The sequence below is a fragment of the Kitasatospora sp. GP82 genome (assembly GCF_029892105.1).
Taxonomy (GTDB): Bacteria; Actinomycetota; Actinomycetes; order Streptomycetales; family Streptomycetaceae; genus Kitasatospora.
On sequence record NZ_JARZAJ010000009.1, the window covers coordinates 192,287 to 208,473 of the forward strand.

Sequence of the window (16,187 nt, forward strand, 5' to 3'; positions counted from 1 at the left end):
GAAATGGACTACATCATCATCCGGCTCCATCCGACGGTGCCGACGACCGGTGATCTCTTCACGTCCGCGCTCACCGGGCTGGAGTTGACCGCCTACGACATGACGTTCGATCAGAGCAGCGCCGGAGTGCCGATCGGACATGCGAAGGACGTGGTGACGCCGGGCCTGGGGGTGGTGTTCACTCCGGCGACCACCACGGTCGACGGGGTCACCGTGCCCGAGACGGCGCCCGCCGTCGTCCAGCACTTCGTGGTGGATCCGTTGACCGACCTCCCGGTCCTGGATCCCTTGACGGGGAATCCGCTCCTGGAGGCCGCCGCCACGGTGGTGATGGCGGTGCAGCCGGCCACGCCGCATGCGGAGTACCCGACCCCGACGTCGTACGACGTCAGGCTGGCGCTCACACGTGGCACGGAGATCGCCGACCCGACCGTCAACTACAACATCACCACCATCAGTGACTCCAACCTGCCCGTCCTGCAGGCCGAGTTCTTCACGCCCGATCCCAACGCCCTGCCGGTCGCCGGGTATGCGGCGATCCCGCCCGCGCCGCCCACCGGGGGAGGGCCGGTCCCCGACCGGGTCGAGCTGCCCGCGGACGGCTCGGCGCCCAACTTCGACCAGCTCGTCAACGCGGTCAACCACGTCCTCGACAAGGACCCGGGCACCGGCGGGCACCTGCACCAGCGGCCGCAGCTGACGGTGGGTCAGTGCCGGCAGATCGCCGCCGAGCTGGTGTGGGACCGCGTCCGCTACCCACCGCCCGCTGAGCCTGCCGAGCTGGGCGCGATCTACACCCACGCTCCGGGCGACACCTCGGACGCGGCGCAGAACGCCGAGAACGAGCGGCAGAAGTTCGAGGCGCAGCAGACCGGCTACCACGCCACGCACGACGCCGAGGCGGCCCGGCTGGCGGGCTTCGTCTTCTCCGCCTCGGCCGCCATGGTCTGCGAGCGGATCACAGCAGGACCTGACGCCGTCACCGGCACCCCACCGGACCCGCCCACCGCGGACAGCGCGGCCCTGGCCTTCCCCGTGATCACCGGGCCGGCCGCGCATCCGGTCTTCCTGGACACCGCCGTGCTGCTGACCGCGCCGACGGGCGCCACCGGGCTGGCACCGGCCTTCGCCGTCCCCGCAGCCTACTTCTACGCGCTCGGGGCGGTCCTCCCGCCGCAGCTGGATGCGGCTCAGCGGTACGACGCGGCCCGGTTCGCCGCCGAGTCGACCGTTCTGCAGACCCTTCGGGCGGCGGTCGAGGCCGGGAGCGTGGGCGCCGTCGAGAGCTGCGCCACCGCGCCGGGGCTCGGGGCGATCGAGCCGGTGCGCGCGGCCCGTCGGCTTCGGGCGCTCGGCGGTGCGGCGGGGGCACTGCCCAGCGTCAGTCTGGACGCGCCGATCACGACCCTGGTGACCGACTGGCTGGCCCACCCGGGAGACAGCGCCGGCATCGACCAGGGCTTCTGGGTCCACGAGGTGGCCGCCCAGCCCGCCGCCTACCTGGAGTTGGTGCTGCGGATCGTCACCGGCAACCTCCAGCCGCTGATCGCCGCGATCAAGGCACCGGCGTTCGGGGTAGCCAGTGTGGCGGACCTCGTTCTGAAGACCGATCAGCAGTGGCGGCAGCTCTTTCTCGGCCCGCCGGTGCACCTCGATCTGCTGCCTGCCTTCGCCGCGCCCGGCACACCGGCCCAACGGGTCGAGGCGTTCCTGCGCCACCTGCGCCGGTTCTTCACCGTGCCGATCGAGGCGGGGCCTCCCGGGCAGCAGGTCACCACCGTCATCCCGGCGCTGGGGAGATCGGTCGACGACGTGTTCGACCGGTTCGTGACGGCCTATCAGGGCCAGAACGTCGGCGCCTTCACGCTGGGTACCGACCCGGACCCGAACGCACTGACGCAAGCCGTCCAGGAGACCTTCCCCGGCGATCCGGACGCACAGGCCTGGCTGAGGCAGGCGCTCCACGCGCTGGACGAGCTGTACCGGCTGACCTCGCCGGCAGCCGTCCCGGCGGAGCTGCGCTTCTCGCTGCTGGAGGCCCTGTACGCGCGAGGCTTCACCAGCCGGGCCGCCGTGCACGCGCTCACCGCACAGGAGTTCCAGGCGGCGCTGAGCGGTACGGTCGCCCACCCGTACGCCGCCGCGATCCAGCAGGAGGCCGGCGGTCCCGGACCGGACCCGGGCCAGGACCCCGGCACCTTCCTCCCGGTCAACCCGGACGGATCGCTGACGGACTGTGTGCCGCCCCCGCATCTGTCGCCGTTCGGCCCGGTGGCATATCTGAGTGAGCTGCTGGCCGCCTCCGCCACGTCCACCTGCGACCACCCCCGGGGCGTCGGGGAGTCGCGGCGCCTGGCGCAGGCGCTGGCCGACCGCCGGGGCCCGATCGCCGGCCTGCACGCCACCCGGGCCAACCTTCAGACGCCGCTGCCGGTGATCGACCTGGTCAACGAGAGCCTGGAGGCACTGGCCGCCGGGGTGGCACCGGGCGGCTCGGGCTCGATCGCCGGAGCGGTCTTCGACACGGCCCAGGCCGAGTTGGCCGGGCACCGGCTGCGGCAGTACGACCCGGCCACGGACCCCGCAGGAACCGACGGCACCACCCCGGACGGCGTCAACGCGCAGAGTCACCCGGCAGCCGGCTTCGCGCACGACCCCGCCACGCTCTTCGCCGCGCTCCCCGAGCACTCCTCCCCCGCCACGGTCGACGTGCCGACCGCCTCGACGGAGGCGTACGCCGCGCTGCGCTCCGACCTCTCCGCCCCCGTCCTGCCGTACGACCAGCCGCTCGACGTCTGCCGCTCCTACCTGTGCCGTCTCGGGACGAGCCGGTACGCGGCGATGCGCCGATTCCGGCGGGACATCACGGAGTTCGTCCTCGACAGCGACCCCGCGCACGAACCGGCCGGCTTCCAGCGTCATCGGTGGCGTTACCCGGTCCGCTTCGAACTCGCCCTGGAGTACCTCGGGATCTCCGAGCCGGAGTACCAGCGGCTGTACGCGACCGGCCAGGCCGACGACGCGTTGCTGCGCGAGCTGTACGGCGTCGCCCCCGACGACGGGCAGCAGTGGGCCGACACCGTCCTCGCCGTGCCGGAGTTCCTGCGGCGGACGGGCCTGACCTACTGCGAGCTGCTCGACCTGCACAAGTGCGGCGTGGTCGGCTTCGACGCGGACGGCCCCGGCGCCCGTACGGACGGGGAGGCCGGTTCGGGGTTCCCCGACTGCGAGCCCTGCTGCCCGGACGATCTCAGGATCCGGTTCACCGAACCGGCCGACCGGCAGGACCCGAGCAGCGCGCTTCACCGGCTCGCGGTCTTCATCAGGCTCTGGCGACGACTCGGCGAACGGCCCGAGCTCTCGCTCTCGTTCGCGCTGCTCCGGGCCCTGGGCGAGGTGCTGCACCTGTTCGACTCCGCCGGCGCGGTCAACCCGGACTTCCCGCGCCAGCTGGCAGCCCTGCTGATCCTCTGCGCCGACCTGCGGCTTTCGCTGCCCGAACCGTCCGATGGCCCCGGGCAGCCGGACGGCGGAGTACCGCTGCTCGCGCTCTGGGGCTCCCAGCAGCCGGGCCCCGGCCGGCAGCGCGCGGTGGAGCTGCTGCTCGACGGGGTCGAGGACCACGCCGAGGCCCGATACGCCTGCCGCCGCCGCGGCCCCGAGTTCGCGAAGGTGGTCGCGGACAACCTGGCCCCGCTCTCCCGGTTGGCCGGCTTCGCTCCTGACAGCGAGTCGGACACCTGGTACGCGCTACCGACCCACACCCTCCGCTTCGCCGAGGTCCTGGGCAAGATCTACGCCTCCGACTTCACCGTCGGCGAGCTGTTGTTCCTCTACACCGTCGACGACCACCTCGACGGCTCGGACCCCTTCCCGCTGCCGGACCGCAACGAGTCCTGCGACGACCCGCTGCTGCTGCCCGAGTCCGGGCCGGCCGAGGACGACGGCCGGTCCTCGCTGTGGTCGCTGCGCCGCAGCGTCCTCGCGGTGGAGGTCGACGAGGAGGAGGCCCGCCGGTGGAGCTGGGCGCGGATCACCACGGCGCTGCGCGAGGAGTTCGGCTACCCGGCCCCACCGCCCGGCGGTGCCGATCCGTTGGCCGAGCTCGGCGAGCACTTCTTCCCCCGGACGCTGGAACGCGCCGGCCATCCGGTGGACCGGCTCCGGCGCCAGTACCGCACTCCGCTCGCCGGTGACGACACCTCGCCGGACATGTGGCTGGGCCCGCCCGAGGGCCCGTTCGGCTACGACCGGCACACCGGGGAGCTGTGGACCGGACTGCCGCTGAAGGACGAGCAGGTGATCGCCTCCCTGAGCGAACTGCGCCCGCTCAGGGAGGCCGAGCAGATCGCCGTCCGTGACCTGTACTTCGCGCCCCGAGCCGCGCTGGCCCCCTTCGCCGCCCTGTTCGACAACGCAGAGAGCGCCATCGAACGGCTGGTGAGCGAGCCCGACGAACAGGAGCGGTTCGCCTTCTTCCAGCGGCAGTTCGCGCTCTTCCACCACCGCTGTCGCGCAATCGCCGACCATCTCGCCGCACATGTGGCCGATGTGACCGGCGGTCAGCCCTCGGAAGCAGGCCGGGCGGCCGCCAGGCAGGTGCTGCGCAGGTTGCTCGGCGACGAGAACGGCGGTCTGACACCCTGGGAGGACGACTCCGGCGAGCCGCCCGTGCCCACCTGGCAGCCGCAGCCCAGTGGCGGTGCGTTCGCCGCGCTGCTCGGCATCGCCGGCACCGGACTGCTCGGCGAGTACCGCGGCCTCGGCCAGGGGGCCTCGCCCGGCCCCCTCTGGCGCGAGACCAGAGGGCCGCTCACCGCCTTCGGGGCCGTGCGCGACGCCCACAACGCGCCGGTGCCGACCATCCTGCCCGCGCTGGACCACGCCCTCACCGTGGAGCAGCGCAGGCAGGTCTATGTGCACAACGGCTTCGCCCGAAGCGACGCCGACGGCACGCCGCTGGGCGGCGCCCAGCCGTTCGCGGTGACCTGGACGGGCGAGCTGCTGGTCGAACACGGCGGAAGCTACCGCTTCCACGCCGGTGCCCCGACCGAGGGCGACCACGAGCCCGACCCCGCGGCGCCCGGCCGCCGCTGGCGGCTGACGCTCCAGCGCGGCCAGCGGCGCTGGGTGCTCCTCAACCACGGGATGCCCGGGGAGGACGCGCCCGCCGCCGCCTCCCGGCCGCTCGCGCTGCGCCGGGGGACGTACCGGATCACGGTCGAATTCGAGCAGTGCCAACCGGAGTTCGCGCGGCCCGAGGACGTCTGCCCGACCCGCACCGGCTTCCAGCTCAAGTACACCGGACCGGACACCGGCGGGGTGCTCGGCGAGATCCCGCACGACAGGCTCTTCCTGCGGGAGAAGGACGGCACGCTCGGCGAGGGCATCGTCCGGCACGGTGAAGGCGGTGAAGGCGGCGCAGGCGGTGAGGAGCAAGGGCCGACCGCCCGGATCGGCGCCCACGAGACCGCCGCCGTATACCTGGAGACCCGCTACACCAGCACCCTCCGGGACATCCGCCGGACCTACCAGCGGGCGTTCAAGGCGCTGCTGCTCGCCGAGCGGTTCGCGCTCTCGGCGCACCCCGTGCACCCGTACCGGCAGTCCGAGCTCGGCTACCTGCTCGACCATCCCGAGACCTTCGAGGGGACGTCCTACCCGAGGACCGGGACGACGGCCTTCGCCACCCACCACGCCTGGCTCGACCTCGACCTGCTGCCGGTGGGCGACCCCTACCCGCCGCAGCCGGCGTCCGATCAGCGGGCACGGCCCAGTGCTCGGCGGCAGGCCGCGCTGTTCGACGGCTGGGAGAGGCTCTTCGACTACGCACGCCTGCGCGCCCAGACCGGGCGCGCACGGGAGCACCCGGCCTGGCTGCTCTTCGCCGAGGTCTGCGAACGGCAGCCGGACGACCCGGCCGAACTGCTGCGCCACCTCGGCGTCGACCTGCGCCACGCCCAGCAGGTGCTGCACTACTACTTCACCGACGGCACCACCGGCACCCCCGAGCTCTATGTCCTCGACACGGCCACCGCGCTCGATCTGGCCGACGAGCGCTGGGCGGTGCGCATCCGGCAGGGCGAGACGTGGCTGCGGCGACTGCACCGGTGCGGGCTGCCGGGCGCGCGCGGCGACGACCGGTGGATCACCGATGCCCGAGTGGCGCTCTGGGCCTCTGACGATCCGGGTACGCCGGTGGACGCGCCGCCATGGGTGACGCCCCCTCGGTCGGGCAACGCCGACCTTGCCGCATTCGTCCGGAACGGCTGCTTCGAGAACGGCGCGCCGCGCCGCTACGAGGACCTGCGGCGGCTCAACGACGGGCTGCGCGAGCGGGCCAGGACGGCCCTGCTCGGCTACCTCTGCGGGATGGACCGGGTACCGCTGCCGTTCACGCCCGGGGCGTTCGCCCGGGAGCCGCGCGATCTCTCGGACCTGCTGCTCCAGGACGTCCTGGCCGGGATCGACGAGCGGACCAGCCGGATCGAGGATGCCGTCCGCGCCGTCCAGGCCTATGTGCAGCGAGCCCGGCTCGGACTTGAGGACGCGTCGGGCTTCACGGTCGGCCCGGCCTTCGTGCTGCTGTGGGAGCGCCGCTTCGCGACCTTCCGCACCTGGGAGTCCTGCCGCCGACGCGAGGTGTACCGGGAGAACTGGATCGAGTGGGACGACCTCCGGGCCGCCAGGGAGTCCGAGGCGTTCCGCTTCCTGGAGGCCGAGCTGCGCCGCGCCACCCTGACGGTTCCCGTCCCGGGCGGGCTGGAATGGTGGCCGGACCGGACACCGCCGGAGCACCCCGGACTGACGGTGTTGCAGGCCCGTGAACCGGCCGAGATCCGCCTCGTCCCCCCGGTGGCCGCGGGAAAGGCCCCGGACGAGGGGCTGGACGTGTTCGGGATGCCGGAACGGGCCGCCCGGCCGTCCTGGCTCGCCGAGGTGGCGGCCCCATCGACCGCCCCCACGTCCGCGCCGGACGTACCGCGACCTGACGGTCTCCGGCCGACGGGCGGCGATGCGGAGACCGTCGTCGCGGCCGCCACCGCCGCCGCGACCGCTCCGCCCCCCTTCACCGCCGACCGACCGCCGCTCTGGCTGCAAGCGGCAGTGCGCCTGGGCACCCGCTTCGTCCGGCTGGCCGCCGCCGGGATCCCACCCGCTTCGAGCACCTTCACCGAGCACCCCGAGCCACCGTCGAGCGGCTGCTGTGCCCCATGCCGGTGCGGCCACCCGCCGGCCGCCGACGAGTACTACTTCTGGCTGGCCGACTCCGCGGCCTTCGACGACTTCGACGCGCAGCAGGACGCCGACCTCGGCGTCGCCCACCCGGACCCGGCCAACCCGGACCGCCAGGTCGACGAGACCTCCGACTGGCACCGCCAGGACAAGCTGCCCGGGCTGCTGAGGTGGGAGCCGGAGCCGGTCGTCCACCTCTACTGGAGCCGGATGCACCGCGGCGAGTTCGAGCCGGTGCGGCGCTCGGCCGAGGGCGTGCGGGTCGACTCGGCGCCGACGGCCCAACTGCTCTTCCAGGGACGGACACTGGACTCGCTGCGGTTCGAGGTCTCCGGCGGCCAGGTGCCGGTCGGATACCCGAGACCGCAGCCGCCCGCGATCCCGCCACCCGGCTTCCGCTACGACCTGGCGACCGACTCCGCCGTGGTGCTGCCACGGGTGGCCGGACCTCAGCTCCCGGTACTGCCGACCCCGTCCCCTTTCATCGGCGGGCTGGCGGCCTACCCCTACTTCGCATATGTCGCGCCCGGAGCGTGCCTGGTCCCACCCTCGGGCCACAGTGTCGCGCGGACCGTCGCCGCCACACTGCGCACCCACTGCCGGTACGAGGCCGCGCTGAAGTGGTACGAGATCGCCCACCCGCCGCTGCACCGCGACAACACCTGGGCGCGCTGCGTGGCCCAGGAGCGGGAGACCGAGGGCGGCGAGCACCGGCCCGACGTGGCGTGCTGCCCGTCGTCACCGGTCGGCGACGACATCGCACGCGACCGGGCTGTCCTGCTCGCCTATCTGGAGACACTGCGGCAGTGGGGCGACGCGCTGCTCTGCCGTAACACGCCGGAGTCGGACCAGCAGGCCACGGTGGTGTTCGGCGTCCTTGACCAGCTGCTCGGCCGACGGCCCGTCCGGGTCCTCGCCCGGGACACCGTCGGTACCGCGCAGACGGTGGCGGGGTTCCGGCCCCGCCCCGCGCCGCTCAACCCCCGGCTGCTCGCCCTGTACGACCTGACCGCGGACCGGCTCGCACTGGTCAGGCACAGTCTGAACGGCCGTCGGCTGCGCCGACCCGCGCGCCGCCAGGGCACCAGGCTGTGGGGCGACGCGGACTACTGGGGTGCGAGCGAACTGCGCGACGGCCGACGGGAGTCCGAAGACCCCTGCGACGCGGACTGCGACGGCGCCCAGGAGTGCCGCTGCTGCGCCAGCCCCTACCGATTCACCTTCCTCGTGCAGAAGGCGATCGACCTGGCCAGCGAGGTACGCGGGCTCGGCGCCGCGCTGCTCTCGGCCTACGAGAAGGGAGACGCGGAAGCACTCGGCGCACTGCGCGCCACGCATGAACGGCAGTTGCTGGAACTGGCCCTCGACGTCCGGAAGAACCAGTGGCGGGACGCCGACTGGCAGGTGCAGGCACTGGACAGGACCAAGGAGGGCGCGCAGACCAGGCTGCGCTACTACCAGCAGCTCGTCCAGCGCGGCCTGAACGCGGGGGAGACCGGGTACCAGGCGCTGACCGCCGTGTCGATCGGCTCGCGGGTCGCGGGCAACGTGTCCGAGGCGATCGCCCAGGGCATCGGGATGATCCCCGACTTCTGGCTCGGCGTCGCAGGGATCGCCGGATCGCCCCTGCAGTTCCAGCAACTGCCGCTGGGCAACAAGCTCGCCGCCGGGTTCTCCACCGCAGCGCGGATCATGAACGCACTGGCGGAGATCGCCAACACCAGTGCCGGGCTGAGCCTCACCGAGGGCGGCTGGGACAGGCGCCTGGACGAGTGGCACCACCAGGTCGACGTGACCAGCATCGAGATCGAGCAGATCGAACGTCAGATCCTCGGCGCGGAGCGGCGGCGGGACGCGGCCCTGCGCGAGCTGAACAACCATCAGCAGCAGATCGAGAACTCCGTCGAGGTGCAGGACTTCCTGCGGAGCAAGTTCACCAACCCGGAGCTCTACCTCTTCCTCCAGCAGGAGACCGCGGCGCTGCACCGCCAGTTGTACGAACTGGCCCGGCACACCGCACGCCGGGCCCAGCGCGCGTTCAACTACGAACGCGGCCACACGGCGCGGGAGTTCCTGCCCTCGGACGACTGGGACAACCTGCACGAAGGGCTGCTCGCCGGGGAACGCCTCCAGCTGGCGCTGCGCCAGATGGAGGGAGCGTACCTGGACGCCAACTGCCGCGAGTACGAGCTGACCAAGCATCTGTCGCTGCGGCTGGACTTCCCGTTGGCGTTCCTGCATCTGCAGACGGCCGGCCGGGCGGAGATCGAGGTGCCGGAGTGGATGTTCGACCTCGACTACCCCGGCCACTACCTGCGCCGAATCAGGAACGTCACCATGACGATCCCGTGTGTGGTCGGCCCGTACACCGGAGTGCACTGCCGGTTGACGCTGCTGAGCAGCACCACCCGGGTGGATCCGCGACTGACCGCGCCACCCGCCGGGTGCTGCGACCACGCCGGCGGTGAGCGGCCCGGCCCCGGGCACCGCCGGCCGGCCGGCACCTGTTGCACCACCTGCGGCACCGAGTCGGAAGAGGCGGTGCCGGACGGCTACCGCGCCGTGCCGGACGACCCCCGGCTGGTGCGCAACTACGGTGCTGCCGAGGCGATCGCGACGTCGAGCGGCCAGAACGACTCCGGTCTGTTCGAGCTCAACTTCCGGGACGAGCGGTACCTGCCGTTCGAGTTCGCCGGGGCGGTCAGCCGCTGGCGGATCGAACTGCCGCCGGAGAACAACCGGTTCGACCTGGACACGCTCGGCGATGCCGTCCTCCATCTCAACTACACCGCCCGCGAAGGCGGGGAGGTGCTGCGCCGGGCCGCCAACGCGGACGCCCAGCGGTGGCTCCCCGGTGCCGGACTTCGGCTCTTCGACATCCGGCACGACTTCCCTGACGACTGGTACCGGCTGCGGCCGAGCCGGCCGGGCGGGGGAGGCCGGGCGCTGCTGCCGCTGCGCCTGGCGCGCGAGCACTTCCCGTTCCTGCTCAGCACCGCGGCGGTGGAGATCACCAGACTGGAGCTGTTCGTCCAACTCGCCGACCCGGACTGCCGGGCCGATCTCGGCGTCAGATTCCTCACCGAGCACGAGGCCGAGCATCCCGACGGGGCGGAGTGCACCTGCGCCGGCCGCGAGCTCGACTGCCTGGCGAGTGCCGAGTGGCAGGGGCTGTACCACGGTGTGCTGGACACCTCGCTGCCCCTGCGCAGCCGGGGCAGCGAGCGCGAGCTGGGCTTCTTCCACTTTCCGCACGGCGTCGGGGCGCTCGCCCGGGTTTTCCTGGTCTGCGGCTACCGGCAGCGTGAGCGGTAGAGCGTCGGTGCGATGCAGCGCGACGGTCCGGGGCGCCCCGGACCGTCGCGCTGCATCGCACCGGGTGATTCACCGTCACATCGGCCGCTGCCGTACCTTGCCGTCGACCCGCGCGACCCGCGGCACGTGGTCACCGTCCTCCAGCAGGACCGCTGGTCCGACGGCGGCGCCCGTGGCCTGGTGGCCGGTTGGAGCGACGGCCGCCGGACCTGGAGCCGAGGCTGGGGGCGCTGCGCTGCTGGGCTCCGGGGGCCAGGCGCCCGGCGCGAGGACTCCCGTCACGTAGGCGCGCGCGACCAGTGCCGTTCTGTTCGGCGTTCCCCAGCGCCGGGACAGGCGTCCCAGGTGGTAGTTGACCCCGTCCACGGTCAGTCCCACGGCGGTGGCGATCTGTGTGTTCGTGGAGCCGCCCGCGGCCAGGGCGAGGATCCGCGCTTCCATGGGGCTCACCCGGGCGTGCGTGCCGGGTTCGGGGGCAGGCGGGGCGGGTTCGTCCAGCACGCTCAGCAGCAGGAGCAGGTGCGGAAGGGCGTCCGGTGTGTCGCTGACCAGGTCGACGGTCAGCTCGCCGTGCCGTTCGATGCCGGTCCCGGTGGACCAGGACACCTCGATCGGATACCGCGACCTGCGGCGCAGCCGTACGGCCTCGGCGAGTGGATGGAGCCGGGGCGGGGTCTTCGGGCGGAAGAGGTCCAGGGCGTTGCGTCCGGTCAGCCGCCCGGGAAGGGTGCCCCATTCCGCGGCCATCGCGGGGTTCGCCAGCAGTACGGTGCCGTAGGCGTCGCAGAGGGCGGTCGGTACCGGCAGGTGGTCGAACAGGAGCAGGGCCCAGTTGCGCCAGACGACCGCCCGGTTCCGATCCGGCGTCCGGGCGCCGTCGTCCGGCGGTCCACCCGGACACTGTCCTCGGGAATCCATGTCGTGGGAATCCATGCCGCATCCCTGATCGTCGTGTTGTCGCCCCTGCCGTTACACCCCCGGAGCCGGACGGCGCAAGACCGACGCTCCCGAGGTCACTACACAATCATGTAGGAGGGGTGGACCACACGGTACTCCCGCTGCGCCAGGGTGGAGCCAGCCGCCCGCACCGTGGCGGCGGTAGTCCGGAATCCCTGACCCCGGAGGGCAGTTCACCCATGACCGAGACCCTGCTTCCACCGCGGGCCGGCAGCGGTGACGGCGTTCCCGTCATCGACGTCTCCGCCGAAGGCCCGACCGCGACGCCGGTCCTGCGGCACATGGAGCTGGCACGGCGCCACGGCCCGGCCTTCGTCCAGCGCCTGCACGGCCACGACACCCTGTTCGTCAGCAGCCTGGACCTGGTCACCGAGCTGGCCGACGAGCAGCGCTTCACCAAGGCCGTCGGTCCCGCGTTGCAGAACGTGCGGGAGTTCACCGGCGACGGCCTGTTCACGGCCTACAACGACGAGCCCAACTGGGCCAAGGCCCACGACATCCTCATGCCGGCCTTCGCGCTCGGGTCGATGCGCACCTACCACCCGGTGATGCTGAAGGTCGCCCGCCGGCTCCTCACCTCCTGGGACCGCCGCGCCGCGTCCGGCGCCCCCGTGGACGTTCCCGAGGACATGACGCGGATGACCCTGGACACCATCGGGCTTGCCGGGTTCGGGTTCGACTTCGGCTCCTTCGACCGCGACGAGCCGCACCCGTTCGTCAGCGCGATGGTGCGCTGCCTGGACTGGGCGATGAAGCGGCTCGGCCGCGCTCCCGGCCTCGACTACAGCGAGCACGACGAGGCGATGCGCGCCGACGCCGCCTACCTCGCCTCGGTGGTCGACGAGGTCGTCACCGCGCGCACGGCAGCCGGGGTCGGCCCGGGCGACCAGGTGCAGGACCTCCTCGGCCTGATGCTCAGCGCGACGCATCCCGGTGACGGCACCGCCCTGGACCTGGAGAACATCCGCAACCAGGTGATCACCTTCCTGATCGCCGGGCACGAGACCACCTCCGGCACCCTGGCCTTCGCCCTGCACAATCTGGTCAGGCATCCGGCTGCGCTGCACCGGGTACAGCGCGAGGTGGACCAGCTGTGGGGCGAAACCGCCGACCCGGAGCCCACGTTCGAGGACGTCGGCCGCCTGCGTTACACCCGCCAGGTGCTGAACGAGACCCTGCGGCTGTGGCCCGCCGCTCCCGGATTCGGACGCCAGGCGCGCCAGGACACCGTCCTGGGCGGCCGCATCCCGCTGCCCGCCGGGCAGCCCGTCATCGTCATGACCCCGATGCTGCACCGCGACCCCGCCTGGGGCGACAATCCGGAGCTGTTCGACCCCGCCAGGTTCGCCCCCGAGGCGGAAGCGGCCCGGTCCCCGCATGCGTTCAAGCCGTTCGGTACCGGCGAACGCGCCTGTATCGGCCGTCAGTTCGCCCTGCACGAGGCCACCATGCTGCTCGGCATGCTCGTCCGCCGCTACCGGCTGATCGACCACGCCGACTACCGGCTGACGCTGAAGCAGTCACTGACCATCAAGCCGGACGGCTTCACCCTCACCGTTGTCCCGCGCACCCCCGCCGACCGCGCCGCAACCCGTGCCGCACTGCCGGCCGACACCCCCGCGCCCACCGAGGGCGCACCCACCGACGCCGCAGATCGGCCCACCCACGTCCGGCAGGGCACCGGCGTGCTGCTGCTGCACGGCTCCAACTACGGCACCTGCCGCGGCTTCGCCGCCGGGCTTGCCGACGCCGCCGCCGAGCTCGGGTGCGACACCGCCACGGCGCCGCTCGACGCCCACCGCGCCGCACTGCCCACCGACCGGCCCGTCGTCATCACCGCCGCCTCCTACAACGGACAGCCCACCGACGACGCCGCAGCCTTCGTCCGGTGGCTCGAGACGGCCGAGCCCGGTGCCGCGAAGGGCGTCAGCTACGCCGTCCTCGGCGTCGGTGACCGCAACTGGTCCGCCACCTACCAGCGCATCCCCACCCTGATCGACGAGCGGCTCGCGGCCCTCGGCGCCACCCGCATCCTGGACCGGGCCGAAGCCGACGCCTCCGGCGATCTGAGCGGCAGCGTCAAGGAGTTCACCGCCGCGCTGCGCACCGCCCTGCTGGAACGGCACGGCGACCCCGGCACCGCGCGGCAGCGGCCCGAGCGGGACGGTCCCGCCTACACCGTCACCGAGGTCACCGGCGGCACACTCGACGCCCTGGCCACCCGCCACGGTATGGCGGCGATGACCGTCACCGAGACCGGTGACCTCACCCGCCCGGACTATCCGCGCGTCAAGCGCCTGGTCCGCCTCGCCCTGCCGGAGGGGACGGCCTACCGCACCGGTGACCACCTCACCGTGCTCCCTGCCAACGACCCCGCCCTCGTCGAACGTGCCGCCCGGCTGCTGCACGCCGACCTCGACACCGTCCTCAGCATCGTCGCCAACCGTCCGCGCCGCGGCGGCCTCGCCGTCGACCGGCCGCTGACCGTTCGCGAGCTGCTCACCCACCACGTCGAGCTGCAGGACCGCCCGACCCCCGAACAGCTGAACACCCTTGCGGCGGTCAACCCCTGCCCGCCCGAACAGGCCGCCCTGCGCGCCCTCGCCGAGGACGCCGACGCGCGGTGTGCCGACCACCGCGGCCTGCTGGACGTCATCGAGGACCACCCGGCCCTGCGCGAAGCCCTGACCTGGCCCGTACTGCTGGAGCTGCTGCCTCCGATCAGACCCCGGCACTACTCCGTGTCGTCCTCCCCGGCCACCGACCCGCACCACGTCGACCTCATGGTCTCCCTGCTCCACGCCCCCGCGCGCTCCGGCCGCGGCACCTTCCGCGGCACGGGCTCCGGCTATCTGAGCGCCGTGCGGCCCGGCGACACCGTGCTCGCCCGCATCCAGCCGTGCCGCGAGGCCTTCCGTATCGACCACGGCGCCGACACCCCGGTGATCATGATCGCGGCGGGAACCGGACTGGCCCCCTTCCGCGGCGCCATCGCAGACCGCCGCGCCCGCCTCGCGCAGGGCACCGACGACACCCCGCTCGCCCCGGCACTGTGCTACTTCGGCTGCGACGCCCCCGACGCCGACTACCTGCACGCCGCCGAACTGCACGCGGCCGAGCGGGCCGGGGCCGTCTCCATGCGTCCCGCCTTCAGCGCGGCCCCCGTCGAGGGCCGGCGCTTCGTCCAGGACCGGATCACCGCCGAGGCCGACAGGGTGTGGAGCCTCCTTGACGCCGGTGCCCGGGTCTACGTCTGCGGCGACGGCGCCCGGATGGCACCCGGCGTCCGCGACGCGTTCCGGACCCTCTACCTGGAGCGCATCCCCGGCGCCGACCGCGCGGGCGCCCACCACTGGCTGCAGACCCTGATCGCCCAGGGCCGGTACGTCGAGGACGTCTACGGAGGCTGACCGAACCGAACCCGCCCGCAGCCCACCGCCCGGTGCGCTGCGGGCGCCCGTCCTCGGTGAGGGGATTGCCAGGTTTCTCGCGGGTAGTGAGAACGGGTCTTACCCCGGGGCCGTCCGCGCGAGCTGTCAGGAGCGAGTGCGGGTGTCAGCGTCGGAGCCTGCCCTCGACCCACTCGTGGAAGGCCCGGATGTGGTGCTCACTGGGTACGAGCACACCGCCGGCGGCGTAGGCGCGGGAGTCCATCGCGGGCTGGCAGCGCTCGCACGCGTCGAAGTCCTGGACGTTGACCCGGTGGAAGAGCTCCACCGAGCGGGTGAGGTCCTTGCCCGAGTCGACGACGTCCCTCAGGAAGAGCCAGTCGCACTCCACCAGCGTGTGGTCCGCGGCGAGCGGGTACATCCGAAGGACGATCACATGGTCGGGCACCAGGTTGATGAACACCTGCGGCTTGACCGTGATCGCGTAGTACCTGCGGTCCTGTTCCGCCGAGACACCGGGGATCCGGTCGACGCCCGGGCCGCCGTCCACCGTGAAGCCCTCGGCCTCTGCGGCGAACTCGGCGCCGTGCCCGACGTAGTACTGCGCGGCGTAGCCGTCGGCGAACTCGGGCAGCACCTCGGTGAGTTCGGGGTGGATGGTGGCGCAGTGATAGCACTCCATGAAGTTCTCGACGATCAACTTCCAGTTGGCGCGCACGTCGTAGCGGATGCGGCGGCCCACGGCGAGCTCGTCGGCCTGGTAGCGGCCGATGGCCTGCGGGTCGCCCAGCCGTTCGGTCGCGGCCGAGACGACGTCCTCCTCGAAGGACGGCGGCTCCGCCGCCAGGCACACCCAGACGTAGCCGAGCCATTCGCGCACATGCACCGGGACGAGGCCGTAGGCCTTCCGGTCGACGTCCGGCATGCCGGTCAGGTTGGGCGCGGCCACCAGCGTGCCGTCCAGGCCGTACGTCCAGGCGTGGTACGGGCATTGGAAGGCCCGTTTGACCTCACCGGACTCCTCGGTGCAGATCCGCGCACCACGGTGGCGGCAGATGTTGAGGAAGGCCCTGACACGGTGGTCGCGGGAGCGGGTCACCAGGACGCTCTCCCGGCCGACCTGGACGGTCCGGAAGCTGCCCGGTGCACCGAGTTCGGAGGCGCGCACGGCGCAGAACCACATGGCTTCGAAGATCTTCTCCTGCTCCAGCGCGAAGACCCGCGGGTCCGTGTACGCGGTGCCCGGGAGCGTGCGGAGCAGACTGGCCGGGAGATCGGTGCTGGTCACCA

General features: G+C 72.6%; 4 protein-coding genes. 2 read left to right on the forward strand and 2 right to left on the reverse strand.

Features of this window, described 5'->3' with window-relative positions; genetic code table 11:
• Positions 1–3 precede the first annotated feature (3 nt).
• On the forward strand, positions 4–10,551 hold the full coding sequence (locus P3T39_RS12080; RefSeq protein WP_280697487.1) for a neuraminidase-like domain-containing protein: 10,548 nt from the start codon (positions 4–6) through the stop codon (positions 10,549–10,551).
• Positions 10,552–10,626: 75 nt separating this feature from the next.
• Here the strand turns inward: P3T39_RS12080 and P3T39_RS12085 are convergent, their stop codons facing one another.
• Entirely contained in the window at positions 10,627–11,484 is an 858-nt protein-coding gene (locus P3T39_RS12085; RefSeq protein ID WP_348534331.1) for a LuxR C-terminal-related transcriptional regulator, read from the reverse strand.
• 203 nt (positions 11,485–11,687) lie between these two features.
• Here P3T39_RS12085 and P3T39_RS12090 point away from each other — a divergent pair, with 203 nt between their 5' ends.
• Positions 11,688–14,918 carry a cytochrome P450 gene (locus tag P3T39_RS12090; protein ID WP_280697488.1) on the forward strand — a complete coding sequence of 1,077 codons (3,231 nt, stop codon included), beginning with the start codon at positions 11,688–11,690 and terminating at the stop codon, positions 14,916–14,918.
• 145 nt (positions 14,919–15,063) lie between these two features.
• Here the strand turns inward: P3T39_RS12090 and P3T39_RS12095 are convergent, their stop codons facing one another.
• A complete protein-coding gene (locus tag P3T39_RS12095) occupies positions 15,064–16,185 on the reverse strand; it encodes an aromatic ring-hydroxylating dioxygenase subunit alpha (protein ID WP_280697489.1) in 1,122 nt (373 codons plus the stop codon).
• Between the last annotated feature and the right edge of the window lie 2 nt (positions 16,186–16,187).

Bases quoted from the DNA above. Each gene is read 5' to 3' on its own strand.
- P3T39_RS12080 (WP_280697487.1), top strand. From the start codon at position 4: ATGGACTACATCATCATCCGGCTCCATCCGACGGTGCCGACGACCGGT.
- P3T39_RS12085 (WP_348534331.1), bottom strand. From the start codon at position 11,484: ATGGATTCCCACGACATGGATTCCCGAGGACAGTGTCCGGGTGGACCG.
- P3T39_RS12090 (WP_280697488.1), top strand. From the start codon at position 11,688: ATGACCGAGACCCTGCTTCCACCGCGGGCCGGCAGCGGTGACGGCGTT.